The organism is Bacteroidota bacterium (assembly GCA_016713765.1).
Lineage (GTDB): Bacteria > Bacteroidota > Bacteroidia > AKYH767-A > 2013-40CM-41-45 > Pollutiaquabacter > Pollutiaquabacter aromativorans.
In genome coordinates this window covers 308,378-332,541 of the sequence record JADJON010000003.1, presented here as the reverse complement: position 1 = coordinate 332,541, position 24,164 = coordinate 308,378, and the positions used below count along the sequence as shown (strand labels likewise).

The following is a 24,164-nucleotide window of genomic DNA, read 5'->3' as shown; positions in this document are numbered from 1 at the left end:
GCCTATTGAGTATCTTCGTAATCATGCGAAATACGCACTTACGTTTCCTGGCGGCGCTGCCGTTTGTCTTCCTGTTCCTGCTCTCGGATCAGTCCAATGCCCAGGTCCGCTTCGACCGGGTCGATAATGTCGCGGTGGAGATCGCCGGGACCCCGATGCAGAACCCCTGGTCAGGCGGGATCAATTATCCGCTGACCTCTTCCGTGGATATGGACGGTGACGGACGCAAAGACCTCTTCGTGTTCGACCGCTTCAACAACCGGGTGAGTTGCTTCCTGAATACCGGCTCGACGAATGTGGTCACCGCATGGCAGTACGCGCCGGAAATGGTGCAGAGATTCCCTCCGATCAACAAGTGGGCGCTGTTCTACGATTACAATTGCGACGGGAAGGAAGACCTGTTCATGCTCTCTTCCCAGTTTCCGTCAGGCATCGCCGCCTGGCGCAACGACTACACGCCTGGCTCCGGTTTGCAGTTCACCCTCGTCAATCCGTTCATGCGGGAGACCTTCGCCGGCTTCCCGACGAACATCTTCGCCAGCGCGGTTTCCATCCCGGCCTTTGCGGATGTGGATAGCGACGGCGACATGGATATCATCGGATACAATTCGGTTCCGGATGGCCGATTCATTTATCACCGTAACCTGTCCATGGACAACTATGGCACCTGCGATTCGCTGGTGTACGAATGGGCTTCCGCCTGCTGGGGAAATTTCGCCCTGCAAGTAGGCGGCGCCAACGAGGTGGGATGTTTTCATTGTCCGTGCCGTGTCGGTCGGCCGACCGAAGAGCCCAACCCGGTCCTGGAACCGGCTTACGATCCTTCCGATGCCGCTCGTCGTGATGATACGATCTCTTCGATCTACCTGCTCGACCTCGACGGCGACAACGATATGGATGCCCTGATCGGAGACATCTCTTCGTACAACACTCTCATGGTCCACAACGGCGGGACGCAGTTTTCCGCGGAGATGGATACGCAGGATGTCAGCTTTCCATCCTACGACCTGGCCGCGGTCTTCAACGGCTTCCACGCGCACAGCTACATCGACCTCGACAACGACGGCAAGCGCGATATGCTCTTCGCGCCGAATGAGAACGAGAACCGACAGGGTATGTGGTGGTACAAGAACACCGCAACGGATCCCAACCCGACCTTCAGTTACCGTTCGAGTGATTTTCTGGTCGGCGGCATGATCGACGTCGGCGAAGCGGCTGTGCCGGTGCCATTCGATTACGACAGTGACGGCTTGCCGGACCTGATCGTCGGGGGCAGTATCTTCCAGAATCCACCGCAGGCAAATAAGAACAGCTTGTGGTTGTTCCGCAACAAAGGCACAGCCACCCAGCCGGCATACGAACTCATCACGGACGACCTGGCCGGCATCTCGGCACTGAATCTCGTCGCGCCCCTGGCCGCGACGTTCGGTGATCTGGATGCCGATGGCGATGCCGACATGATCATCGGTGCGGACGACGGAAAACTCTACTTCTTCAACAACAGCGCCGGCGCGGGTAATCCCTGCAGCTTCCAACTTGCATTCCCGAATTACATGGGCATCGATGTCGGTAACACGGCGACCCCGCAACTGTTTGACATCAACCGGGACGGACTGCAGGATCTGTTGATCGGGGAGAAGTCGGCCACCATCAACTACTTCAAGAACATCGGAACTGCGGCGAGCGCGTTTTACAGCAACCTGCCCGATAACGATACGCTTGGCGGTATTCTGCTGCAGTCACAGGGATACGTCGAAGGGTATACCGTACCCTTCTTTTACGATACCGCAGGCACGCGTCGGCTGGCAGTGTCGAACATGGGCGGCAACGTGTACTTCTACGACAACATCGACGGTAACCTGAACGGTACGTTCCGGCTCCTGGATTCGCTGTACAACAAGCCGGAATCGTCCAGGATCAAGTTCAATGTTTCGGTGAACGGTGGTGATATCAACGGTGACGGCTTTGTCGACCTGGTTCTGGGACAGGCTTCCGGCGGACTACAACTGTGGTATCAGTACAACCCGACAGCCGGCGTTCCGGCGCTCGAAGAGCCGGCGGTTTCCTTCATCGCGTTTCCGAATCCGGCACGTGACGAAGTGCGGGTCAGTTTCAACCACCTGAGTGGAAAAGGGACGGAACAACTGGAAGTAACGGACATCGCAGGTCGCGTGCTGTATCGGTCGCGTGTCAGCGCCGAGCAAATGGTCATCTCCACGACCGAATGGGCGTCCGGTCTTTACCTGCTTCGGCTCGTTTCCGAAACTGCATCCCGCAGCATGAAACTGCGGGTGCAGCATTGATCGGATGATTTACTTACTGCCTTCCTTGTAGAACTGCAGCGAACCGGAGTTGGTGCAATAGCGCAGCCCGGTAGGGTTGGGGCCGTCGTCGAAGACGTGACCCAGGTGGGCGCCGCATTTCGCGCACACGATCTCGGTACGGATCATGCCGTGACTCGAATCCCGTTTTTCACGGATGTTACTGCCCTCGACCGGCGCGTAGAAACTCGGCCATCCGCTGCCGCTGTCGTATTTCGTGTTGCTTGAAAAGAGCGGAGCATTACAGACCACGCAGTGGTACATGCCCGTCTCGTGGTTGTCCCAGTACTTGCCGGTAAAAGGCGCTTCCGTGCCGCATTCCTGCGTGATGCGATACTGTTCCGGGGTGAGTTTCTTTTTGAGTTCGTCTTTTGAAATTCCGTTTTGCTCTTGCATGTTGTTCGATTGCTGTTGTTGGACGGCCGGTTGTCCGCACGCGATCAACGCGGAGACCAGCAGGGAGAAGATGGAAAGGCTGAGGATCCTCATATCAGTTTTAGAAACAAACGGCGGGAGGGAAGGTTTGGATTTCCGGCAGAGGTTAAAGCTTGTTAAGGTGTCGTTCGCGTGGCAAGCAAGTTCACCAGATGCCGGGCCACACCGGCGGCCTGGACACGGAGTTCGGGAACGGCAGTGCTTTCCCAGAGGGCGCCGCGCAGGAGCGTGCCAAGCGTCAGAAAATCGGTTTGCGCGTTTCCGTCACTGTCGATGATCCGTCCGTCGGTGGTCGCTTCGATACCCAGGTTGAGTTCATGAGGAACGATCAGTCCGCGGTCGGTAAGTCGCTGCAGGAGCGGCGATGCTACTTTCCGGATGTCCGGTTGCGGTCCGGTGCAGTTGATGACGCGATCGACGCGAAGTGTTTCCGTCGCGTCGGAGCCGCGCGGACGAATCTCCAGTTTGATTCGTGCCTGCTCTTCGGAGGCGGACAGGATCCTGCCGGCACGAATGATGAGGCTGCCTTTGCGGATCTCACGTTGGATCTGTTCGTGGATGGTGAACGGCAGGCGGTGTCGCGCCATTCCCCAGAGGTGCCGCAGGTGTTGGATGAATTGTCGCTTTTCCCGGCTGCTGAGTTGTTGCCAGATCTCCTGGGTCTTCGAACGCAAGGCGTCCACGACCGCCTCTCCGGAGATGCCCAGTTTGCGGATGGCGAAGACGTGTTGCCGGAAGACGCGCACGAGCTGATCGATGTGGTAGGGTTCCCGCAATTCATCGAGGATCGCTTTGTGCGGCGGGAAATTGCGGTGGGGGAGAATGTCGAAGCCTTTGGGCGAGATGGCGATGATCGTTCCGGTGTACCCTTTGCCGCGCAGACCGAGGACAATGTCGACCATTGTCAGGCCGGTGCCGACGATCAGCACTTCGCGTTCATTCGTTGTGACGACGCAGGACTCGAGCCATGGGTTGCCGCAGTAACGGCTGCTCTCGCTGATGCCGGTGAGTCCGGAGGGTGTTCCCGGCAGACTGTTGCCGGTGGCGAGCACGACCGCCTCGGCCTTGATGCGTCTTCCCGGTTCCGTCACGATCGACCAGTGGTGGTCTTCGCGGCGCAGGTCGGTGACCTCCTGTTGCACGATCTCCACGCTCACGCTGGGTGGCAGTCGGAGGAGTTGCTGTTCGAATACGTCGGAGAGGTAGCGGCCATAGACCGATCGCGGGAGGAACATGAACGGGACCTGCCCGGGATCGAGGCCTTTGCCTTCGGCTTGTTGCAGGAACCAGTTGACGAAGTGGTCCGGCTCGCCGTCGATGGCGCTCATGTTGCCTGCCTTGACGTTCAGCAGGTGTTCGTCCGAGTAGGTGTCGTAGGCGATACCGCGCGCGACCGGATAACGGCAGTTGAACAGCAGGATGCGCAGCGGTTGCCGGTGCTGGCGAATCAGTTGTACCGCGGTGAAGCTGCCGCTGAAGCCACCGCCGATGATCGCGATGGCAGGAGGTGAAGTGGTCGACATAAAAGCGCGGGCAGCAGATGTGAAGGGTTCAAAGATACAGGGTTTGATCAGCAGGTAAAATGACCCGCGAGGCAGTTGGCGGAAAAGATCGCGCCCCGGACCGATTCGTCTGTGAATCGCTCCGGGGCGCGCATGAACTCTTCAAGGTACGATCAACCTTCGTTCACCGATGCGCGGATGATGTTGAGCGCGCCGCCGGCTTTGAACCACTCGATCTGGTTCTCGTTGTAGGTGTGGTTGACCTGGAAGCGGTCTTCGGAGCCGTCGGTATGGTGCGCCACCAGCGTCAGCGGAACGCCCGGTGCGAAGCCGGTGAGACCGATCAGGTCGATCGAGTCGTCTTCGCGGATCTTGTCGTAGTCGGCCGGGTTGGCGAACGTCAGCGCCAGCATGCCCTGCTTCTTGAGGTTCGTCTCGTGGATGCGCGCGAAGGACTTCACGAGCACCGCGCGTACGCCGAGGTGGCGGGGTTCCATGGCGGCGTGTTCGCGGCTGGAGCCTTCGCCGTAGTTTTCATCGCCCACCACGATCGAGCCGATACCGGCGGCTTTGTAGGCGCGCTGCACGTTCGGCACTTCGTCGTACTGACCGTTCAACTGGTTCTTGACCGAGTTGGCTTTGTCGTTGAAGAAGTTCGTCGCGCCCGTCAGCATGTTGTTGCTGATGTTGTCGAGGTGACCGCGGAACTTGAGCCACTTGCCGGCCGGGGAGATGTGGTCGGTGGTGCACTTGCCTTTCGCCTTGATGAGGAGGCGGAGGCCGACGAGATCGGCGCCTTCCCAGGGGCGGAACGGATCGAGGAGTTGGAGGCGGGAGGACTTCGGATCAACAACGACCTGCACACGCGAACCGTCGGCCGCGGGTGCCTGGTAGCCGTTGTCTTCCACCGCGAACCCTTTCGACGGCAGTTCGTCGCCGGAAGGCGGTTCGAGTTTCACCGCCTTGCCTTCCGCGTTGACGAGCGTATCGGTGATCGGGTTGAACCTGAGGTCGCCGGCGAGGGCCAGGGCGGTCACCAGTTCAGGCGAAGCGACGAACGCGAAGGTGTTCGGGTTGCTGTCGTTGCGTGCTTTGAAGTTGCGGTTGAAGGAGTGAACGATGGTGTTCTTCTCCTGCTTCTCGGCGCCCATGCGCGCCCACATGCCGATGCAGGGGCCGCAGGCGTTGGCGAATACCTTCGCGCCGATCTTGTCGAAGGTGCCGATGAAGCCGTCGCGTTCGATGGTGTAGCGCACCTGCTCCGATCCGGGCGTGATGGTGAACTCCGCTTTCGGGACCAGTTTTTTCTCGACCGCCTGCTTCGCGAGGGAAGCGGCACGCGCGATGTCTTCGTAGGAGGAGTTGGTGCAGGAGCCGATCAGGCCGACTTCCACTTTCACCGGCCAGCCGTTTGCGGCGGCAACCTCTTTCATTTTACTGATTGGAGTAGCCAGGTCGGGGGAGAAGGGGCCGTTGACGTGCGGTTCGAGTTCGCTGAGGTTGATCTCGATCACTTCGTCGAAATATTTTTTCGGATCGGCATACACTTCCGCGTCGCCGGTGAGGTGTTCGCGCACCGCGTTGGCCAGTTCGGCTACATCGGCGCGACCGGTGGAGCGCAGGTAGCGTTCCATGCTGGCATCGTAGCCGAAGGTGGAAGTGGTAGCGCCGATCTCGGCGCCCATGTTACAGATCGTGCCTTTGCCGGTACAGCTCATGGACGTCGCGCCTTCGCCGAAGTATTCGACGACCGCGCCGGTACCGCCTTTCACGGTGAGGATGCCGGCGACTTTCAGGATCACATCCTTCGCGCTGGTCCAGCCGTTGAGTTTACCGGTCAGTTTGATGCCGATGAGTTTCGGCCACTTGAGTTCCCAGGGAAGTCCGGCCATCACGTCGCAGGCATCGGCACCGCCGACACCGATGGCGATCATGCCGAGGCCGCCGGCATTCACCGTATGGCTGTCGGTACCGATCATCATACCGCCGGGGAAGGCGTAGTTCTCGAGTACCACCTGGTGGATGATACCGGCGCCCGGCTTCCAGAAGCCGATGCCGTATTTATTGGAGACGGACGAAAGGAAGTTGAAGACCTCTTCGCTTTCCTTGATGGCGAATGCAAGGTCTTCCTTGCTGCCGGTTTTAGCGGTGATGAGGTGATCGCAATGAACGGTAGAGGGAACCGCGACCTTCGGACGACCGGCCTGCATGAACTGCAGCAGGGCCATTTGGGCGGTCGCGTCCTGCATGGCTACGCGGTCCGGGTTGAAGTCGACGTACGATTTCGCTCGCTCGTAGGCCTTTGAAGGCAGCGCGGTCGTGAGGTGGGAGTAGAGAATTTTTTCGGTGAGGGTGAGCGGTCGACCGACCAATTTGCGGGCAGCGGCTACGCGGGAGGGGAGTTGGGCGTAGATCGCTTTGATCATTTCGATGTCAAAGGCCATTTTTCTCTGTTTTTCGGACTGCAAAGGTACGAAAAAAGCGGCGGGGGCGGGTGAACTCCTCCTGTAAGAAGGTCGGTAGGATTGAGTAATCCTCACCGGTGGCGGGGCGTATATTTTCCCCAAAACAACCTGCATGCGATGAACAGCTACAAGATCGGTTCGACCAACGAACGCTACCGCCGACAACTCTTCGCTCCGACCACCCTCTTGCTCCAGGCTTTGCTGGGAGCGGCCGTGCTCGGATACCTGCTAATCCAGTCTGCGTCGGAAACCTCCCTGCTTGGCTCCCTTCAGCCCTGATTTTATTTACATCTGATTGATTTAGAGACACTTTATGGTAGTTCACACCAATACCCTTTCCGCAGCTCCCCGGCATGAAATGCCGTTCAAAGGAGCCTTGCGCTTTGCCGGCGTCTTTCTCTTTTACGCCCTGTTATTCCTGCTGATCAGCCTGATCACGCATCCGGAAGTCCTGCATCCGCAAGACGCGGGTTCGGGTGGCGTGCAGCAGGAACAGGGAAAGTAATCGCCTTTTTTGCCCGGAATTCCACTTCTGCCGATAAAAGGCCGATTTCCGTTTAAAATTGGATTTAAGCCTGTAAATTCTATCTTTGCACGCTCAAAAAAATTGGGCGTAAGCCACTCATATTCTATTAACCCAATTATCATCCATGCAATCCAAAGGAGCTGTAAAACTGTTTGCGATCCTGCTGGCCCTGGTCTGTGTTTACCAGCTATCATTTACGCTGGTCACGCGCAGTGTTGAAAAGGATGCCAAGGCGTTCGCCAACGGAGATCCGGCGAAGGAGCGTCAGTACCTCGACTCGGTGAACACCCAGCCGGTGTATCCGATCTTCGGTCACACGTACAAGAAGTGTAAAGAGAACGAACTGAACCTCGGTCTTGACCTCAAAGGCGGCATGAACGTCACCCTTGAAGTGTCGCTGGTGGATCTGATCCGTTCGATGGCCAACCACAGTACGGACGCCACCTTCAACAAGGCCCTGGACAACGCCGTTGCCGCCCAGTCGAAGAGTCAGAAGGACTTCGTATCCCTGTTCGTCGATGAATTCCAAAAGCTCGATCCGAACGGTCGTCTCGCGGCCATTTTCGCGACCAAGGAATTGTCCGAACGCATCAACTTCAACTCTTCGAATGAGGAAGTGAAGCAGATCATTCAGACGGAAGCGAATGCCGCCTTTGATCGTACCTACCAGATCATCAAGACCCGTATCGACAAGTTCGGCGTTACCCAGCCGAACGTACAGAAGCTGGGCAACGGACGAATCCTCGTCGAGCTTCCGGGTATCAAAGAACCCGAGCGTGTTCGCAAGCTCCTCCAGGGTACGGCGAAGCTCGAGTTCTGGGAGACCTATGACAACACCGAGATCTACCCGATGCTGGAGGAGGCCAACAAGGCCCTCAAGCTGACGGGTGCTGCCGACACCACGGTGCAGGCTGAAGCGATCAATACCGACAGCCTCGCTGTTCCGGCTGATACATTGAAAGACGCGACTGCCGCAGCGGATACGGCTGCCAAGTCGGAAGACCTGGTAGCCCAACTCGGCGACAAGAAAGAAGGCGGAGATACCGCGAAAACGGATACCACCGGACAGAAGTCGTTCGAAGACTTCGCGCGTGAGAATCCCTTCTTCGCTGTGCTGACCCCTTCGGTCGGACAGAACGAGCAGGGACAATCGGAACTGCGCAAAGGGCCGGTCATCGGCATGTCGCTGATCAAGGACACCGCCCGTGTGAACCAGTACCTCGCCATGCCGCAGGTGCGTTCGAAATTCCCGCGTGAGTTCAAGGCGTTCTGGTCGGTGAAGCCGATCGACGCGGAAGGCCGCGTGCTGCAGCTCGTTGCCATCAAGATGCCGAACCGCGACTTCCAGGCTCCGCTTGACGGTTCCGCGGTCGTCGACGCGCGTAAGCAGAAAGGCCAGTTCTCCGACAATTGGGAGATCGGCATGAGCATGAACGCGGAAGGCGCACGCACCTGGAAACGGTTGACGGGTCAGAACATCGGCAAATCGGTAGCCATCGTACTCGACGATTACGTCTATTCCTTCCCGGTCGTACAGAACGAGATCTCAGGTGGAAATTCCAGCATCACCGGTCAGTTCACGCTGGAAGAAGCGGACGATCTCGCGAACGTGCTGAAAGTCGGTAAACTTCCGGCTCCCGCACGCATTGTGGAAGATACTGTCGTGGGGCCGACGCTTGGTCAGGAAGCCATCAACGCCGGTCTCATCTCGTTCGTGATCGCGTTGGTGCTGGTGCTGTTGTTCATGGTTTCGTATTACAGCAACGCCGGTCTTGTGGCCGACATCGCCCTCTTCGCGAACGTGTTCTTCATCATGGGCATTCTCGCCTCGCTGGGCGCCGTGCTGACGCTGCCGGGAATCGCCGGTATCGTCCTCACGATCGGTCTCTCGGTTGACGCGAACATCCTCATCTTCGAACGTGTGCGGGAAGAGATGGCGCTGGGCAAAGGACTTCGCCTCGCGATCTCCGACGGATTCAAGCACGCTTACTCTTCGATCATCGACTCCAACGTCACGACCCTGATCCTCGGTATCATCCTGTATGTATTCGGTACGGGTCCGATCCAGGGATTCGCGACGACGCTGATCATCGGTATTCTCACTTCGCTGTTCTGCGCTATCTTCATCACGCGCATGATCTTCGAATGGATGCTCGGTCGTAACAAGGACATCCGCTTCTGGAACAACTTCTCCAAAGGCGCCTTCAAGAACATCCACATCAACTTCGTGGAGCGCCGGAAGATCTACTACATGATCAGCGGCCTCATCATCGCGGCGGGTATTGCCGCGTTCGTGACCAAGGGTCTGAACTTCGGTGTTGACTTCCAGGGCGGCCGCAGCTATGTGGTGCGCTTCGAGAAGCCGATGGCGACCGTCGACGTGATCGACGCGCTCAAAGGCCCGTTCGGCAAATCTCCGGAAGTAAAGACCTTCGGCGGCGAGAACCAGGTGAAGATCACCACCACCTACCTGATCGACGATCCCGCACAGGATGCCGAAGTGCGTGTGACGGACAAGCTGAATGAGGGTCTGAAAGCCATCGGCGGCAATTACACGGTGCTCAGCACCCAGAAAGTAGGTCCGACCATCGCCGATGATATCAAATCATCCGCTATCTGGGCGATCCTGATCTCCTGCGCGCTGATGTTCATCTACATCTTCATCCGCTTCAAGCGTTGGCAGTTCGGTCTGGGCGCTGTGATCGCCCTGCTGCACGACGCGGTCGTGGTACTGAGCTTCTTCGCCATCTTCAACGGCGTACTGCCCTTCTCGCTGGAGATCGACCAGGCCTTCATCGCCGCGATCCTGACGGTTATGGGCTACTCGATGACCGATACCGTCGTGGTATTCGACCGTATCCGCGAGTTTGTCGGCGTACACCACCACGCGCACAACCAGCGTAAGGTGATCAATGACGCGCTCAACGCCACGCTGAGCCGTACGATCAATACCTCGCTGACGATTTTCTTCGTACTGCTGGCGATCTTCATCTTCGGCGGAGAGGTTATCCGCGGATTCACCTTCGCCCTGTTGATCGGTATCGTGATCGGAACCTATTCGTCGATCTGTATCGCTACGCCGGTCGTAGTCGATTTCGCGAAACTGGATTCTGAAGACAAGAAGAAAGACTGATATTAACGAATCCTGAAAATGGAGCCTGGTCGATCCCGATCAGGCTCTTTTTTTTGAATTCAAAGGGCAAAGCTGAAAAAAGCCCTCCTTAAACCTTCATGCTTTCCGACTACCTTTGCAGCTACCTTTGCGATAAATAATCCTACCATGTTGCTCCAATCCCTGCTCTTTCTGAACCTCGGTGGCGGTGAGATCTTTGTCATCCTGCTGGTTGTCCTGCTCTTTTTCGGATCGAAACAGATCCCCGAGTTGGCGAAGGGACTCGGTCGCGGCATGCGCGACTTCAAGGACGCGATGAACGGGGTGGAACGCGAGATCCGCGACGCCGCGAATACGGAGAGCAAGCCGGCGGAGAAGAAGGAAGAGGCGAAGAAGTTGGATCAATAGTCCGCCTTCGCGCTGCGCGCTTCGGCGGAGGGGCGAGGGGCGAGGGACGAGGGACGAGGGACGAGGGACGAGGGACGAGGGACGAGGGACGAGGGACGAGGGACGAGGGACAGTTAACCGCTCAAGGTAGCGAGATTTACTATTCACTATTCACTGTTCACTGCCCACTGCCCACTGCCTACTGCCTACTGCCTACTGCCTACTGCCTACCACTTGCTGTACATCACAGCCGCTTCTCCAACTCCACCAGTAACAGCGCATTAAACGTCATCTCTTTCGTGAGTCCTCCTTTTCTTGCTGCGCGGACGCCGAAGTGCATGTCGTGGTAGCCTTCTTTGCGGTGGGCGTCGGGGTTGATGGAGATCATGACGCCTTTGTCGAGTGCATAGGGGATCCAGCGCCAGTCGATGTCGAGGCGATAGGGATTCGCGTTGAGTTCGATGATCACGTCGTTGGCGGCGCAGGCATCGATCACTTTGCGGTGGTCGATCGGGTAGCCGGGGCGGGAGAGGAGAAGGCGCCCGGTCGGATGGCCGAGGATGGTGGTTGCCGGGTGTTCGACGGCGCGGATGAGGCGTGCGGTGGCTTTATTTTCGTCCATCTTCAGGACCGAGTGGACAGAAGCGACGACCAGGTCGAAGGTGTCGAGGATTTCATCCGGGTAGTCGAGCGAGCCGTCGGTGAGGATGTCGGACTCGATCCCTTTCAGGATCCGGAACGGGGCGAGTTTCTTGTTGAGCGCTTCGATCTCTTTGTGCTGCTCAGCCACGCGTTCGATCGAAAGGCCGTTTGCATAAAATGCGCTGCGGCTGTGGTCGCAGATGCCGAGGTATTCATAGCCGAGCTCCTGGCAATAGCGTGCCATGACTTCGAGCGAATGCGTGCCGTCGGACCAGGTGGAGTGGTTGTGCAGGATGCCACGCAGGTCGGCTTCCGTGATGAGCTTTGACGTATCGGGTCGCTGGCGTGTTTCCCATAGCTCCTCGCGTAGCTCAGGTTCGGGAAACGCGTAACCGATCGTACGATAGATCTCCACCTCTGAACCTTCGAGTGAGGCGTTCCAGTTGAACGCGCTGCTGAGACGCGCCAGGTGCGCTTCATCGCCTGTCGTGCGAAGCAGGGTGTTGCCGAAGGCTTTTTCGGAACAGCAATGAAACACGAGCGGCAGTCTTCCGGCCAGTGAGCTGCGGACCATCGTTCCATCGGTGGAAACAGGTTGTCCTGCCACCAGGGGATGGTCGGCGAGAAAAGCGGTGATCTTTTCAGTTGTGGCTACTGTTACGAATTCCGCCGTTTCGATGATCTCGCAACCGCGGCGAAGTGTGCCGGTCCAGTCGGCGGAGCCGATACCCGAAGTTTGCCGCAAGTCTGCGAGCAGTTGAAGCGCAAGGGGCTCGATGACCGCATAGAGGAACTTGCCTTTGTTGGATTGCGCGTACTCGATGCTGTGACGCACCTGCTCCTGCGTTTTCTCGCCAAAGCCTTTCAGGGTAACCAGCCGGTTCTCCTGGCAAGCGTAAAGCAGTTCGCCGACAGATTGGATCTCGAGTTCCTGCCAGAGTGTGCGGACCTTCTTTGGGCCCAGCCCTTTGATGGAAAGGATCTCGAGGATACCTTCCGGTGTTTTGCTTTTCAGTTCGTCGAGTTCGTCGAAGGAACCGCGTTCATTCAGTTCCAGGATGCGCGCTTGCAGGCTCTTCCCGATCCCTTCGATCCCGGCGATGGCGGCTGCGTCCATGGTTTCGAGCGCTTCCGGCAGTCGTTCCACTTTGAAGGCCGCGTTTTGAAAAGAGCGGACCTTGAACGGGTTTTCGTCGTGCAGCTCGAGCAGTTGTCCGGCCAGTTTGAAGGCGCGCGCGATCTCCTTGTTCGTCATGCGCCGATTCAGTAGATGAAGAGTTCGTACGGCAGGCGTGCCTGAATGCCCTGGCTATTGAGGACTTCGCGCAATTTCGCGTAGTAACGATAGCTTTCGCCCAGTTCTTCCTTGGCGAAGTAGGCTTTCGCGTCGGCGGAGAAGTCTTCCATCAACTTCTGCAGGAATTCCTTTTGCTCGGGATAGTTGACCGTTCGGTAGTTGTCGAGCCCGGCCATCTTCGCGGCAATGGATTTCGCAGTTTCCAGTCCGCCGATCACATCGACCAGCCCGATCTGTTTCGCGTCCGTACCTGACCAGATGCGGCCCTGGCCGATGCTGTCGACCTCGGCGGTGGTCATGTTCCGGCCTTCGGCCACGTGACCGATGAACACGTTGTAGATCTGTTCCACTTCTTCCTGGTAAATGGCGCGCTCTTCGGCGGTCAGCGGACGCGAGAGGCTGCCGATATCGGCAAAGCGGCCTGTGCGTACGGTGTCGAAGGTGATGCCGAGTTTGTCCTTCCACATGTTCTGGGTGTTGAACAGCAGTCCGAACACGCCGATGGAGCCTGTAAGCGTGTTGGCTTGCGCGACGATGGTGTCGGCGATACAGGAGATATAGTAGCCTCCGGAAGCCGCCAGGTCACCCATGGATACCACCAGCGGTTTGGCTTTGCGTGCCAGCAAGGCTTCGCGCCAGATCACTTCGGAGGCAAGGGCGCTGCCACCCGGTGAATTCACGCGCAGGACGATGGCTTTGACGGTCGTGTCGAGGCGGGCTTTGCGAATGGCCTCGCTGATGCGCTCCGAACCGATCACTTCGTCGCTGCCTTGTCCGGAGCGGATCTCGCCGACCGCATAGACGACGGCGATCTTGCGGTTGGAAAATTCCTTTTCGGGTTTTACGTACGCCTTGTTGTATTTCTGCAATTCGACGTAGCGTACTTTCTCTTTCTCTTCAAGGCCGCATTGCTTGCGGAGGTCATCGGTTACTTCGTCGAAGTAAGCGGTCTTGTCGATCAGGCGGAGGTCAAGCGCGTCCTTCGCCTTGCGGCTACGGTACTGATCGGCGATGGCCTGAAGTTCTTCCTTCGGGAGTTTACGATCAGCGGAAATATTCCCGAGCCAGGTGTTCCAGACGCTGCCAAGCAGGCGGCTGATCTGTTCCCTGTTTTCGGGGCTCATCTTGTCGAGTGTGAACGGTTCAATCGCGCTCTTGAATTTACCGTGCCGGATCACTTCCGGTTCGATGCCGAGCTTGTCGAGTGCTCCTTTAAAGAACATCAGTTCCGTGTGGAGGCCCCGCAGTTCGACGCCGCCTTCGGGATTGACCGCAACGGTGTTGGCAACGGAAGCAAGGTAGTAGGCGCCTTGCGAATAGGAGTCGGCATAAGCGTAAATGAACTTTCCGCTCTTGCGGAATTCGCTGAGCGCGCCACGGATCTCGTCGAGCGTCGCGATACCCATGCTGAGGGAGCTGAGGTTGAGGAAAATGCCCTTTATCCGTTCGTCGCGACGGGCTTTATCGATGTTGCGCAGGATATCATGGAGACCAAGTTCCTGTCGGCTTTCGAACGCGTCATAGTCGAACGACTCGAAGGGGTTCTTGGAGCTGCGTTCTTTTACGGGATACTGGAGTCGGATTTCGACAACCGACTTATCCCGTACCGTCACTTCCGTATCCGACTGCAGGGAAGAGACGAGCAGGGAGACGATGCCGAGGAAGAGGAAGAAGAGGACGATGGTCCCGACCACGAAACCAAGGACCGATGCCAGGAAATACTTGAAGAAATCTCTCATGCGATTGGATTGATTGACAAAGTTAGCCGATTCGGCGGTTCATTTTGAAGGATAGACGAATCGCAGTAGGTTTGGCGTGTGGATCTTAACATCATTTATGTTTTGACCGGTTCCAACCTGGGCGAACGGGAGCTTTTTCTTGAAAAAGCCCGAAAGGAATTGGCGCGTCGTGTCGGGGAGTTGACAGGAGTGTCCTCCTTGTACGAGACGGCGGCCTGGGGTAAAACCGACCAGCCGGCGTTTCTAAATCAGGTCCTGCGGCTGGAGACACCGCTTTCGGCAACGGTCGTGATGGAGCAGTTGCACACGATCGAGCGCCTGTTAGGGCGGGAACGACGGGAACAGTGGGAGCCACGTACGGTGGATCTGGACCTGTTATTCTTCAATGATTCGGTTCTTAAAATCAACGATCTCCAGGTCCCGCATCCACGACTGCACCTGCGTCGGTTCACGCTCGCGCCACTGGTGGAGATCGCACCGGCATTGGTGCATCCGGAACTGAAGCTGAGTATGAAAGAACTTCTGGACAGGGTAGATGATCCGCTTTCCGTTCGCATCTTTGCAGCCGGGCAACCATGAGTGAACGGCTGAAATACGACTACCTGGTCATTGAGGGAAACATCGGTACAGGCAAGACCTCGCTGGCCACGCGCATCGCGGAGCAGTTCCAGGCACGCATCGTGCTGGAGCGTTTTGCCGACAATCCGTTTCTCCCGAAGTTCTATGAGAACTCCTCGCGTTACGCTTTTCCGCTCGAGCTGAGTTTCCTGGCCGACCGTTACCAGCAACTGAACGATGAAGTGATGCCGCAGGAGTTGTTTCGTCAGCAGACCGTAGCGGACTATGTGTTGAGCAAGTCGTTGATCTTTGCCAGCATAACGCTGAAAGAAGACGAGTTTCAGTTGTACCAGCGACTCTTCCACATCATCAACCCGCACCTGCCCAAGCCGGACCTGTTGGTCTACCTGCACAAGGACGTACCCAAGCTGAAAGAGAACATCCGGAACCGCGGGCGCGACTATGAACAGAACATCCAGGACGATTACCTGGGCAATCTGGAAAAGGGCTACTGGGACTTTTTCAAGCAGCAGGAAGGCTTGCGGATCGTGGTTTTAGACACGAATGAGGTGGATTTTGTGCATAATATGAACGATTACAACCGCATCCTCGAGATTCTCCAGCAGGACTTTCCGGTGGGGCTGCACCGAATACTCCCAAAGGGCTGAAAACCGCATTGGGTGGGCATTTGCGCCTTGTCCCATTCCGGGAAGTTGCTAAATTTGCGAACCTTGTAACGGGTAAGGCGGTATAAGTCAGACCCGATAAACTATCATTCCATGAGATTTTTCTACACGCTACTGGCCGGGCTGGTCATGTATGCCGGAACCGTTTCCGCGCAGACCAGCATCACGCAGGACAGTGTCCGCGTTGATATCAAAGGCGACAAGATGCCGCGGTCGAACGAGTTTCGTACCTGGGACATCGGCGCGCACATCGGATTCACCTATCCGAATACCGATATCGCCGCCAGCGATCTGACGGACGACAAAGTGATCAACAAGCTCGGCTTCGGTTTCAATGTCACGAAGTTCTTCACGCATTCGTTCGCGTTGCAAGCCTCCTTCATTCACGCCAAGCTGTCCGGTATCGACAATAACAAGCCGTACCGCTACGAGACCACGGTCAACTACGACATTTCGCTGAACGCCCTGATCCAGATCGGAAACATCGCGTTCCTGAAGAAGACCCCGAACCTTGGCATCTACGGTTACATGGGCGTAGGCGTCATGAACGTCGATCCGCAGGTTTCACTTGACGACGGCAAGACGTACCTCAACGGTATTTACAGCCAGTACCAGCAGCCGTACGATACGATGGATTACTCCAACACCACGCAGCTGACGATTCCGTTCGGGGTAGGTGTGAAGTACCGCATCGCCCGTCCGTTCTCGCTTAGCCTGGAGTACACGCTCCGCACGACGAACTTCGACAAACTCGACGGCTGGTATAAGCTGCTTTCGGAAGACGACGCCTATTCCTATTTCAACGTAGGACTTACCTACCACCTCGGAGCGAAAGAGAAGCCGATCGAGTGGGTGAACCCCTTGCAAACGGTCTATGCCGACCTGTACGACATGAAGGATCGTGTCGACCTGATGTCGGGTGATAAAGACAAAGACGGTGTTGCCGATCTCTTCGACCGCGAGCCGGCTACTCCGGAAGGCAACAAAGTGTACGGCGACGGTACCTCGGTGGATATCGACGGTGACGGCGTGCCGGATGCGCAGGATGCCGAACCGTTCTCGCCCAAGGGCGCGAAAGTGGACGCAGCCGGTCGCGAGATCGATACCGACGGCGATGGCATTGGCGACACCCGCGACCTAGAGCCGAACACGCCGAAAGGAACGCTGGTCAACAATACCGGCGTCACCATTCCGACAGGTCCTGCAGGTTCACGCGCCGGCGGTGCATCTTCGGTCATGGCCGCCAACGGCTACCTGCCTTCGATCTTCTTCGAACTCAACAGCGACGTCATCGACAAGAAGTACCACGAGACACTGGCATCCATCGCTCTGGTGATGAAAGCCAATCCGGATCTCAAGTTCGAACTGAATGGTAACTGCGACATCCGCGCGAACGTGGATTACAACATCAAGCTCGGCCTGCGCCGTGCCGAGAACGTGAAGAAGCACCTCGTCGACCGCTACGGCATCGACGCAGCCCGCCTCCAGACCGTTTCCCTTGGCAAGAACTCCCCGATCACCCAGGAACACCGGATGAACCGGAGGGTTGATTTCCGGGTGTTGCCGGAGTAAAGTGGAACTACGATATAGTTTCAAGCCCCGTTGGTGATTCAACGGGGCTTTTTTTACACTGTTCACTTACACTGTTTCTTACACTTACACTAATCAAAGAGAAACAGTGTGAGAAACAGTGTGAGTGAGCAGTGGAGAAACAGTGTAAGAAACAGTGGGAGTGAGCAGTGAGTTGGGAACTACCCATACTTCGGTAGTCGACGGCCTGCCAGCTCCCACAACACCACCCCCACGCAAACCGCCACATTCAGCGAGTGCTTGGTGCCGTGCTGAGGAACTTCGATGGCGGAGTCGCAGAGCGAGAGGGCTTCGTTGCTGACGCCGTCGAGCTCGTGGCCGAAGACGAGCGCCAGCTTTTGGTCGGGCGGTGCCAGGAAATTCTGGAGCGGAACGCTGGAAGAGGTTTGTTCGATGGCTAAGATGGTGTAGCCTTGTTGCTTCAATTCTAGCAGCGCGGCTGGGGTGTCGGTAAAGTGTTTCCAGTCGACCGACTCTTCGGCGCCGAGAGCGGTCTTGTGGATCTCGCGGTTCGGCGGGGTGGCGGTGATGCCGCAGAGGCAGATACCCGCGCAACGGAAAGCGTCGGCTGTGCGGAACGCGGAGCCGACATTGTGGAGGGAGCGGACCTGGTCGAGTACCAGCACGACCGGTATTTTACCGGCTTTCCGGTAGTCTTCAAGGCTCAGGCGGCCGAGTTCTTCGTTGGCGGTCTTACGCAATTTGGGTATCTTTAACGGATTTTGAAGCGAATATCGTGATCCGGGAGGAAACCAAAGCGGGGGTAGTCGAAACCCCCTTGATGAAGCAGTATTACGCCATCAAGGCGAAGTATCCGGACGCGCTGCTGTTGTTCCGGGTCGGGGACTTTTACGAGACCTTCGGAGAGGACGCCGTCAAGGCGGCCGGCATCCTCGGTATCGTCCTGACGCGGCGCGCAAATGGCGCGGCCTCCTTTGTGGAGCTGGCCGGCTTTCCGCATCATTCCCTCGATACCTACCTGCCGAAGTTGGTCCGTGCCGGCATGCGCGTGGCCATCTGCGACCAGTTGGAAGACCCGAAGCTGACGAAGAAGATCGTCAAGCGCGGCGTGACGGAATTCGTGACGCCGGGCGTTTCGTACAACGACAAGATCCTCGAGCACAAAAAGAACAACTTCCTCGCGAGCGTACATACTGACGGAAAGGTGTGGGGCGTCGCGTTCCTGGATATTTCCACCGGCGAGTTTCTGGTCGCCGAAGGCAAGCGCGAGTACATCGACAAGCTCTTGCAGAATTTCCAGCCGAGTGAGGTCATCTTTTCCCGGCAGCACCGCAAAGAATTACAGGAGCAACTCGGCAACCGCTTTTACCAGTACGCGGTCGACGAATGGGTGTACCAACCCGACTATGCCCGTGAAGTGTTGCTGAAGCATTTCGGTACCCTTTCGCTGAAAGGCTTCGGCGTGGAAGATCTGGCCTTCGCGGTGATCGCCGCCGGTGCGGCTTTTCACTACGCGTCCGATACACGGCAGGACCAGTTGCGGCACATCGCCGGCATCTCCCGGATCGAAGAAGACCGGTATGTCTGGCTCGACAAGTTCACGGTGCGGAACCTGGAACTGGTGGGATCGTCGAACGAGAAAGCCGTTACCCTGCTCGACGTACTCGACGAAACGCTGACCCCCATGGGCGGGCGACTGCTCAAGCGTTGGATCCTGTTACCGCTGAAAGACGTAGCCGCCATCCAGGAACGTCAGGAAGCGGTCCACTACTTTCTGCACCACCCGGAGTTTTCCGGGATACTGTCCGGTCAGCTCCGGCAGGTCGGCGACCTGGAGCGTCTCATCAGCCGGGTATCGCTCGGCAAGGCTACGCCGCGCGACGTGCAACAGTTGCAGCGCAGCCTCGAGCTGGTGGAGCAGATCCGCGAAGCCTGCCTGCGCACCGACAATTCCGCGATCCGCACGATTGCCGACCAATTGAATCCGTGCCGGATCATCCGCGACCGCATTTCACTCGAGTTGCATGCCGATCCGCCTGCGCTGGTGAACAAGGGTGGTGTGATCCGCGAGGGCGTTTCGCCGGAGCTCGACCAGTTGCGCGAGATCGCGTTCAACGGCAAGGACTACCTGCTCAAGGTGCAGCAACGAGAGGCTGAACGGACGGGTATCACCTCGCTGAAAGTCGGTTTCAACAACGTCTTCGGTTATTACATCGAAGTCACGCATACGCACAAAGACAAAGTTCCCGCCGAGTGGACGCGCAAGCAGACCCTGACGAACGCCGAGCGTTACATCACGGCGGAACTGAAGGAATACGAAGAGAAGATCCTCGGCGCGGAGGAGAAGATCCTCGCGCTGGAGACGCGGCTTTTCGCCGAGCTGGTGCAGGCCATCGCCGAGTATATCGCGCCGGTGCAACTCAATGCTTCGCTGCTGGCGCGGCTGGACGTCTTGCAGTCGTTCGCGGCCGTCGCGACAAAGTGGGAGTACACCCGACCGGAGGTGAACGACAGCCGGATACTCGACATCAAAGGTGGCCGCCATCCGGTGATCGAGCGTCAATTGCCGCCGGGTGAGCAGTTCGTCGCGAACGATATTTACCTCGACCCCGACAACCAGCAGATCCTGATGATCACCGGCCCGAACATGTCGGGTAAGTCGGCGCTGCTGCGGCAGGCCGCCTTGATCACCCTGCTGGCGCAGATCGGTTCGTTTGTGCCCGCCGCGGGTGCCAGTGTGGGCATCGTCGATAAGATCTTCACGCGCGTAGGCGCGAGCGATAACATCTCGAGCGGCGAATCCACCTTCATGGTGGAGATGAACGAAACGGCGAGCATCCTGCACAACCTCTCCGACCGTAGTCTGTTGTTGCTCGACGAGATCGGTCGCGGCACCGCAACGTACGACGGTATCAGCATCGCCTGGGCGATCGCGGAATTCCTGCACGAACATCCGAGCGTACGGGCCAAGACCCTCTTCGCCACACACTATCACGAGTTGAACGAGATGGCGGCCACGTTGCCGCGCATCCGGAATTTCCATGTAGCCGTGAAGGAAACCGGTCAGCAGGTATTGTTTCTGCGAAAGCTCGTCCCGGGTGGCAGTGAGCACAGCTTCGGCATTCACGTCGCCAAGCTCGCCGGTATTCCGGTGAAAGTGGTTCAACGTGCCGGCGAGATCCTGAAACAACTGGAAGACAGCCGGGGCAGGAGCGGAGCGAAAGTCGGAAAGGACGAGAACGTGCAGCTCAGCTTTTTCCAGCTCGACGATCCGGTGTTGGAGCAGATTCGTGAAGAAATCCGCTCCACCGACCTCGACCATCTGACTCCCGTACAGGCGCTGAACAAGCTGAATGAGATCAAGAAGCTGATCGGGGGGTGAGCCACAGTACGCAGTTGGCTGGAAAACAGTACCTTTCCAGTATAGTTCACCACATGCGTTTCATCTACTGTTTCCTATACTTCCTGGCTATATCACCTTTTCTGTCCTACGGGCAGGGCGGTGGAGGCGAAGTGTTCCTCCGGCCCGGACCTGATTGCGGCAAGGATGCCCTGGTCTGGAATGCGCCCGGTTTCAATAACGCGAACATTAACTACGGCGACGATCCCTCCATCGGGGCGCATGCCTGGACCAATACCGGGATTCCGGACACGGGCCGGTCTTTGATCGAGTTCGAACTGGATCAGATACCGGTTGGAGCCCTGATCACCTCGGCTTACCTTTCCCTCTACAACGATTCTTCTCTTGCTTATTGTTACGGAAGTCATGCATCCTTATCGGGTCCTAACACGGGTCGGATCCGGCGTGTCATCTCGCCCTGGAATGAACACCTGGTAAAATGGTTTACACAGCCGAGCACGACCGCTCTCCACGAAGTGATTGTACCCGCGACCGCAGGACCACATTCCAATTACCAAAGTATCGATGTCACCGCTTTGGTACAGGATATGGTGAACGATCCGGATTCTTCTTTCGGTTTCATGCTGAGTCTGGAAGATGAAACCTACTATCGCGCCCTCACCTTTGCCAGCAGTGATGATGTCAATCCTTCCATGCGGCCGTCCCTCTTGATCATTTATCAGATCCCGGCATCGGGTTGCTTTCGCCTGCAGGCCATGAATGAGTGTGGCATCGACGCCCTTGTCTGGAACGCACCGGGTTTTTCGAATGGCACGACCAATTACGGAAGCGCGGATTGCATCGGCGCGCATGCCTGGACGAATTCCGGTATACCGGACACCGGCAGGTCTTTACTGAACTTCGATATCGATGTGATACCGACGAATGCAGCTGTTGTATCGGCGGGTTTGTCGCTCTACAGCAATCCGGGAACCGCCTACGCGGGCGGACAACATTCCTCTTTTTCCTGGCCGAATGCGGGCGTGATCAGGCGGATCACTTCTCCCTGGCGGGAGGATTCGGTGATCTGGTTTACACAACCGACGTTTACGTTTGTCAACGAAGTGGTGCTTCCCCCCTCGATCGGTCCATACGACGATTACCTGAACATGGACGTAACACAGCTTGTGCAGGATATGATACAAAATTCGCAGTCCAGCTACGGATTTGAATTTGCCTTGTTGGACGAGCACTATTACAGTAGCCTCGTGTTCACGTCGAGCGATGCTGCAGACCCATCCCGATATCCCAAGCTGGAGATTTGCTATTCCATAACGAACGGACTCCAGCCGATGAATTCCAACGCAACGGAGCCGAGGGTATTCCCGAATCCGGTCGGTGATCGTGCTCAACTTAGTTATGACCCTACTGTCTATTCCGACGCCGTACTCCAACTGCTGACCCTGCAGGGGCAGGTAATCCGAAACCTCGGTATAACCACACAAACCGGATATGCTGAACTTGACCTGACCGACCTGTCTTCGGGCGTTTATATGTTACGTATCCAGTGCGCAGGAGCGGTGAAAAGTCTTCCTGTGATTAAGCGTTGAAAATCAGTCAGTTTTTTTGCGAAAAAAGGCGTTTTTTTCTCCTCAGACGTTGATTTCTAATAAAAAAAGCAGTACTTTTGTCCTCGCTTCAACGCCACGGGCGGGAAGCGAACTTAAGCGGAAGTAGCTCATTTGGTAGAGCATCACCTTGCCAAGGTGAGGGTGGCCGGTTCGAGCCCGGTCTTCCGCTCCAAAAAAGTCCTCCGGTAACGGGGGATTTTTTTTTGGGAAGGGGGGAACTGGGAAGTAGAAACTGGTAACTGGTAACTAAAATCTAGAAACTAGTGATTCGTGATTAGTGATTGGTTATTGGGTTGGATGGATTTGGGGTGTTAACTTTCAACCTGCAACGTTCAACGTTCAACGTTACAACGTTTTAACGTTCAAACGTTCCAACGTAAGATGCCCGGGTGGTGAAACTGGTAGACACGAGGGACTTAAAATCCCTTGGCCATTGCGGCCGTGCGGGTTCGATTCCCGCCTCGGGTACGGAGGGGGAATTGGTAACTAGAAATTAGTAATTAGTGGTTCGAATTCAGGTTTCAGTTACTAATTAGTAATTACTAGTTACCAGTTTCTGACATTCCAATTTTCCAGTCTATTCAAGGCTGAACCCGGCCAGTGTTTCCGACGATGTGTAATTGTTTGCCGGAGCTTTTCTGCAGGATTTCTTTTTCCTATTCAGAAGCCAGTCGGTGAGGCGGGGTGCTTCGGTGCGACAACGCATGCGGTATTCGATCACAAGTGCTGAAATCAGGGTGAGAATTCCGATCACCGTGATGGAAGCGTTGATGCCGAATTGATCAGCGATCAGACCGGTCAGTAAGGCTCCGATCGCGTAACCCATGTCGCGCCAAAGCCGGAATACGCCAAGGCTTTCGGCTCGGTCCAGTGGGTGGGTATTCTCCGCGACTGTTGCGAGAAAGGTGGGGTAGACGAGGGCGGTTCCCAAGCCGAGTACTATTGAAAGCAAGATGTACTGAAAAAAGGTGTCTGCCAAGACCAGCAATAGCAGCGCAATTCCCTGACTGAACATACCCCAGTACAGCATACTCTTCTTACAAAACCGATCCGACATTTTTCCGGTAAACAATTGCGCGATGCCCCAAACGGCAGGGTAGATCGCCGTGATCGTGCCAATGGCGGCGATGCCGAAGCCTTTGCTTGCAAGCAGGATTGGCAGGAGTCCCCAGGCCATCCCGTCGTTGAGGTTGTTGACCAAACCTGCTTGCGTGACCGAGCCCAGGTTTCGATCCCAGATCGTTGTATCCCAAAACACTTTTCGCAGGCGGGGTACCGGATGATCCTTCGCTTCCAGTTCCACATGCTTACGGGTGTCACGAACCAGAAAGATGCTGAACAGCAAGCCTAACACCACGAGCAGAATGCCGATGTAAAACGGGTATGGACGAATCCCATAGTGACTGGCTATGTAACCGGTCAGAAAAGCTACGAGGGCAACCGCGAGATAACCGGCAAACTCGTTCAGGCCCATCGCAAACCCGCGTTGCCGTTCACCCACGAGATCGATCTTCATGACCACCGTCGCGGACCATGCCAGTCCCTGGTTCAATCCCAACAGGATATTCGCGACCACGATCCAAGTCCATTGATCCGCGGACATCAGCAAGAACGGGACGGGGATCGCGATGATCCAACCGGTGATCAGCAGCTTCCGCCGACCGAAGCGATTGGCCAGTGTTCCGGTGAAGTAATTGGTGATCGCTTTCACGATACCGAATACGACGATAAAGGAAAGCACCGCGCTGGTGGCTGCTAAGTGAAATTCCTGCTCCGCAATGAGTGGTAAAATGGATCGCTCCAGGCCGATCATGCCGCCAACAAACGCATTGACAATCACCAGCAGGATGAACTGACGAAGGTTTTGTCGGAGGCCGAGGGTGGCGGGGAGCATGGGGGGGAGTAATTGGTAACTAGTAACTAGTAACTAAAAACTAGAAACTAGTGATTGGTGATTGGTAATTCGTGATTG

The 24,164-nt window shown here is 56.7% G+C and carries 17 protein-coding genes and 2 tRNA genes; 12 read left to right on the top strand and 7 right to left on the bottom strand.

Annotated elements, in window-relative coordinates; translation table 11 throughout:
• Positions 1–23 precede the first annotated feature (23 nt).
• On the top strand, positions 24–2,303 hold the full coding sequence (locus tag IPJ96_12155; GenBank protein ID MBK7911081.1) for a T9SS type A sorting domain-containing protein: 2,280 nt from the start codon (positions 24–26) through the stop codon (positions 2,301–2,303).
• A 9-nt stretch (positions 2,304–2,312) separates the two neighbouring features.
• Here IPJ96_12155 and msrB read toward each other — a convergent pair whose 3' ends face one another.
• The 3 genes from msrB to IPJ96_12140 form a co-directional block, all read right to left on the bottom strand.
• Complete coding sequence (gene msrB / locus IPJ96_12150) at positions 2,313–2,810, bottom strand: peptide-methionine (R)-S-oxide reductase MsrB (protein ID MBK7911080.1); 498 nt, start codon at positions 2,808–2,810, stop codon at positions 2,313–2,315.
• Positions 2,811–2,872: 62 nt separating this feature from the next.
• Entirely contained in the window at positions 2,873–4,279 is a 1,407-nt protein-coding gene (locus IPJ96_12145; protein ID MBK7911079.1) for an FAD/NAD(P)-binding protein, read from the bottom strand.
• A 152-nt stretch (positions 4,280–4,431) separates the two neighbouring features.
• A complete protein-coding gene (locus IPJ96_12140) occupies positions 4,432–6,702 on the bottom strand; it encodes an aconitate hydratase (protein ID MBK7911078.1) in 2,271 nt (756 codons plus the stop codon).
• 138 nt (positions 6,703–6,840) lie between these two features.
• Between IPJ96_12140 and IPJ96_12135 the strand changes: the two genes are divergently transcribed.
• From IPJ96_12135 to IPJ96_12120, 4 genes are all read left to right on the top strand, one after another.
• The gene (locus tag IPJ96_12135; GenBank protein ID MBK7911077.1) at positions 6,841–7,002 is read left to right on the top strand and encodes a hypothetical protein; all 162 of its coding nucleotides are present in this window, start codon (positions 6,841–6,843) and stop codon (positions 7,000–7,002) included.
• A gap of 34 nt (positions 7,003–7,036) precedes the next feature.
• Positions 7,037–7,228 (top strand): hypothetical protein, encoded by a 192-nt coding sequence (locus IPJ96_12130; protein ID MBK7911076.1) that lies wholly within the window; start codon positions 7,037–7,039, stop codon positions 7,226–7,228.
• A gap of 145 nt (positions 7,229–7,373) precedes the next feature.
• Complete coding sequence (secDF, locus tag IPJ96_12125) at positions 7,374–10,382, top strand: protein translocase subunit SecDF (protein MBK7911075.1); 3,009 nt, start codon at positions 7,374–7,376, stop codon at positions 10,380–10,382.
• 147 nt (positions 10,383–10,529) lie between these two features.
• Positions 10,530–10,769, top strand: coding sequence for a twin-arginine translocase TatA/TatE family subunit (locus IPJ96_12120; protein ID MBK7911074.1), 240 nt, complete (start codon positions 10,530–10,532; stop codon positions 10,767–10,769).
• A 223-nt stretch (positions 10,770–10,992) separates the two neighbouring features.
• Here the strand turns inward: IPJ96_12120 and IPJ96_12115 are convergent, their stop codons facing one another.
• Together IPJ96_12115 and sppA are read right to left on the bottom strand one after the other, a co-directional pair.
• Entirely contained in the window at positions 10,993–12,645 is a 1,653-nt protein-coding gene (locus tag IPJ96_12115; protein MBK7911073.1) for a DNA polymerase/3'-5' exonuclease PolX, read from the bottom strand.
• A gap of 8 nt (positions 12,646–12,653) precedes the next feature.
• Complete coding sequence (gene sppA, locus IPJ96_12110) at positions 12,654–14,426, bottom strand: signal peptide peptidase SppA (GenBank protein ID MBK7911072.1); 1,773 nt, start codon at positions 14,424–14,426, stop codon at positions 12,654–12,656.
• Between the two features lie 78 nt (positions 14,427–14,504).
• Here sppA and folK point away from each other — a divergent pair, with 78 nt between their 5' ends.
• The 3 genes from folK to IPJ96_12095 all read left to right on the top strand — a co-directional run bounded on the left by folK (position 14,505) and on the right by IPJ96_12095 (position 17,242).
• On the top strand, positions 14,505–15,005 hold the full coding sequence (gene folK, locus IPJ96_12105) for a 2-amino-4-hydroxy-6-hydroxymethyldihydropteridine diphosphokinase (GenBank protein MBK7911071.1): 501 nt from the start codon (positions 14,505–14,507) through the stop codon (positions 15,003–15,005).
• Positions 15,002–15,652: a deoxynucleoside kinase gene (locus IPJ96_12100; GenBank protein ID MBK7911070.1), complete on the top strand. Its 651-nt coding sequence runs from the start codon at positions 15,002–15,004 to the stop codon at positions 15,650–15,652. Before folK ends, IPJ96_12100 begins: the two co-directional genes overlap by 4 nt.
• A 111-nt stretch (positions 15,653–15,763) precedes the next feature.
• The gene (locus IPJ96_12095; GenBank protein ID MBK7911069.1) at positions 15,764–17,242 is read left to right on the top strand and encodes an OmpA family protein; all 1,479 of its coding nucleotides are present in this window, start codon (positions 15,764–15,766) and stop codon (positions 17,240–17,242) included.
• A 179-nt stretch (positions 17,243–17,421) separates the two neighbouring features.
• Here the strand turns inward: IPJ96_12095 and IPJ96_12090 are convergent, their stop codons facing one another.
• Entirely contained in the window at positions 17,422–17,961 is a 540-nt protein-coding gene (locus tag IPJ96_12090; protein MBK7911068.1) for an RNA methyltransferase, read from the bottom strand.
• Between the two features lie 80 nt (positions 17,962–18,041).
• Between IPJ96_12090 and mutS the strand changes: the two genes are divergently transcribed.
• From mutS to IPJ96_12070, 4 genes are all read left to right on the top strand, one after another.
• Complete coding sequence (gene mutS / locus IPJ96_12085) at positions 18,042–20,603, top strand: DNA mismatch repair protein MutS (protein MBK7911067.1); 2,562 nt, start codon at positions 18,042–18,044, stop codon at positions 20,601–20,603.
• A 53-nt stretch (positions 20,604–20,656) separates the two neighbouring features.
• Entirely contained in the window at positions 20,657–22,171 is a 1,515-nt protein-coding gene (locus IPJ96_12080; protein MBK7911066.1) for a DNRLRE domain-containing protein, read from the top strand.
• A 117-nt stretch (positions 22,172–22,288) separates the two neighbouring features.
• A tRNA-Gly gene (locus IPJ96_12075) sits at positions 22,289–22,364 on the top strand.
• Positions 22,365–22,575: 211 nt separating this feature from the next.
• Positions 22,576–22,660: transfer RNA gene (locus IPJ96_12070), tRNA-Leu, on the top strand.
• A 109-nt stretch (positions 22,661–22,769) separates the two neighbouring features.
• Here the strand turns inward: IPJ96_12070 and IPJ96_12065 are convergent.
• Complete coding sequence (locus tag IPJ96_12065; protein ID MBK7911065.1) at positions 22,770–24,086, bottom strand: MFS transporter; 1,317 nt, start codon at positions 24,084–24,086, stop codon at positions 22,770–22,772.
• Positions 24,087–24,164: the final 78 nt, after the last annotated feature.

What these genes read in the sequence shown, in the direction of transcription:
- IPJ96_12155 (MBK7911081.1), top strand. Translation starts at nt 24, where the DNA reads ATGCGAAATACGCACTTACGTTTCCTGGCGGCGCTGCCGTTTGTCTTC.
- msrB (MBK7911080.1), bottom strand. Translation starts at nt 2,810, where the DNA reads ATGAGGATCCTCAGCCTTTCCATCTTCTCCCTGCTGGTCTCCGCGTTG.
- IPJ96_12145 (MBK7911079.1), bottom strand. Translation starts at nt 4,279, where the DNA reads ATGTCGACCACTTCACCTCCTGCCATCGCGATCATCGGCGGTGGCTTC.
- IPJ96_12140 (MBK7911078.1), bottom strand. Translation starts at nt 6,702, where the DNA reads ATGGCCTTTGACATCGAAATGATCAAAGCGATCTACGCCCAACTCCCC.
- IPJ96_12135 (MBK7911077.1), top strand. Translation starts at nt 6,841, where the DNA reads ATGAACAGCTACAAGATCGGTTCGACCAACGAACGCTACCGCCGACAA.
- IPJ96_12130 (MBK7911076.1), top strand. Translation starts at nt 7,037, where the DNA reads ATGGTAGTTCACACCAATACCCTTTCCGCAGCTCCCCGGCATGAAATG.
- secDF (MBK7911075.1), top strand. Translation starts at nt 7,374, where the DNA reads ATGCAATCCAAAGGAGCTGTAAAACTGTTTGCGATCCTGCTGGCCCTG.
- IPJ96_12120 (MBK7911074.1), top strand. Translation starts at nt 10,530, where the DNA reads ATGTTGCTCCAATCCCTGCTCTTTCTGAACCTCGGTGGCGGTGAGATC.
- IPJ96_12115 (MBK7911073.1), bottom strand. Translation starts at nt 12,645, where the DNA reads ATGACGAACAAGGAGATCGCGCGCGCCTTCAAACTGGCCGGACAACTG.
- sppA (MBK7911072.1), bottom strand. Translation starts at nt 14,426, where the DNA reads ATGAGAGATTTCTTCAAGTATTTCCTGGCATCGGTCCTTGGTTTCGTG.
- IPJ96_12100 (MBK7911070.1), top strand. Translation starts at nt 15,002, where the DNA reads ATGAGTGAACGGCTGAAATACGACTACCTGGTCATTGAGGGAAACATC.
- IPJ96_12095 (MBK7911069.1), top strand. Translation starts at nt 15,764, where the DNA reads ATGAGATTTTTCTACACGCTACTGGCCGGGCTGGTCATGTATGCCGGA.
- mutS (MBK7911067.1), top strand. Translation starts at nt 18,042, where the DNA reads ATGAAGCAGTATTACGCCATCAAGGCGAAGTATCCGGACGCGCTGCTG.
- IPJ96_12080 (MBK7911066.1), top strand. Translation starts at nt 20,657, where the DNA reads ATGCGTTTCATCTACTGTTTCCTATACTTCCTGGCTATATCACCTTTT.
- IPJ96_12065 (MBK7911065.1), bottom strand. Translation starts at nt 24,086, where the DNA reads ATGCTCCCCGCCACCCTCGGCCTCCGACAAAACCTTCGTCAGTTCATC.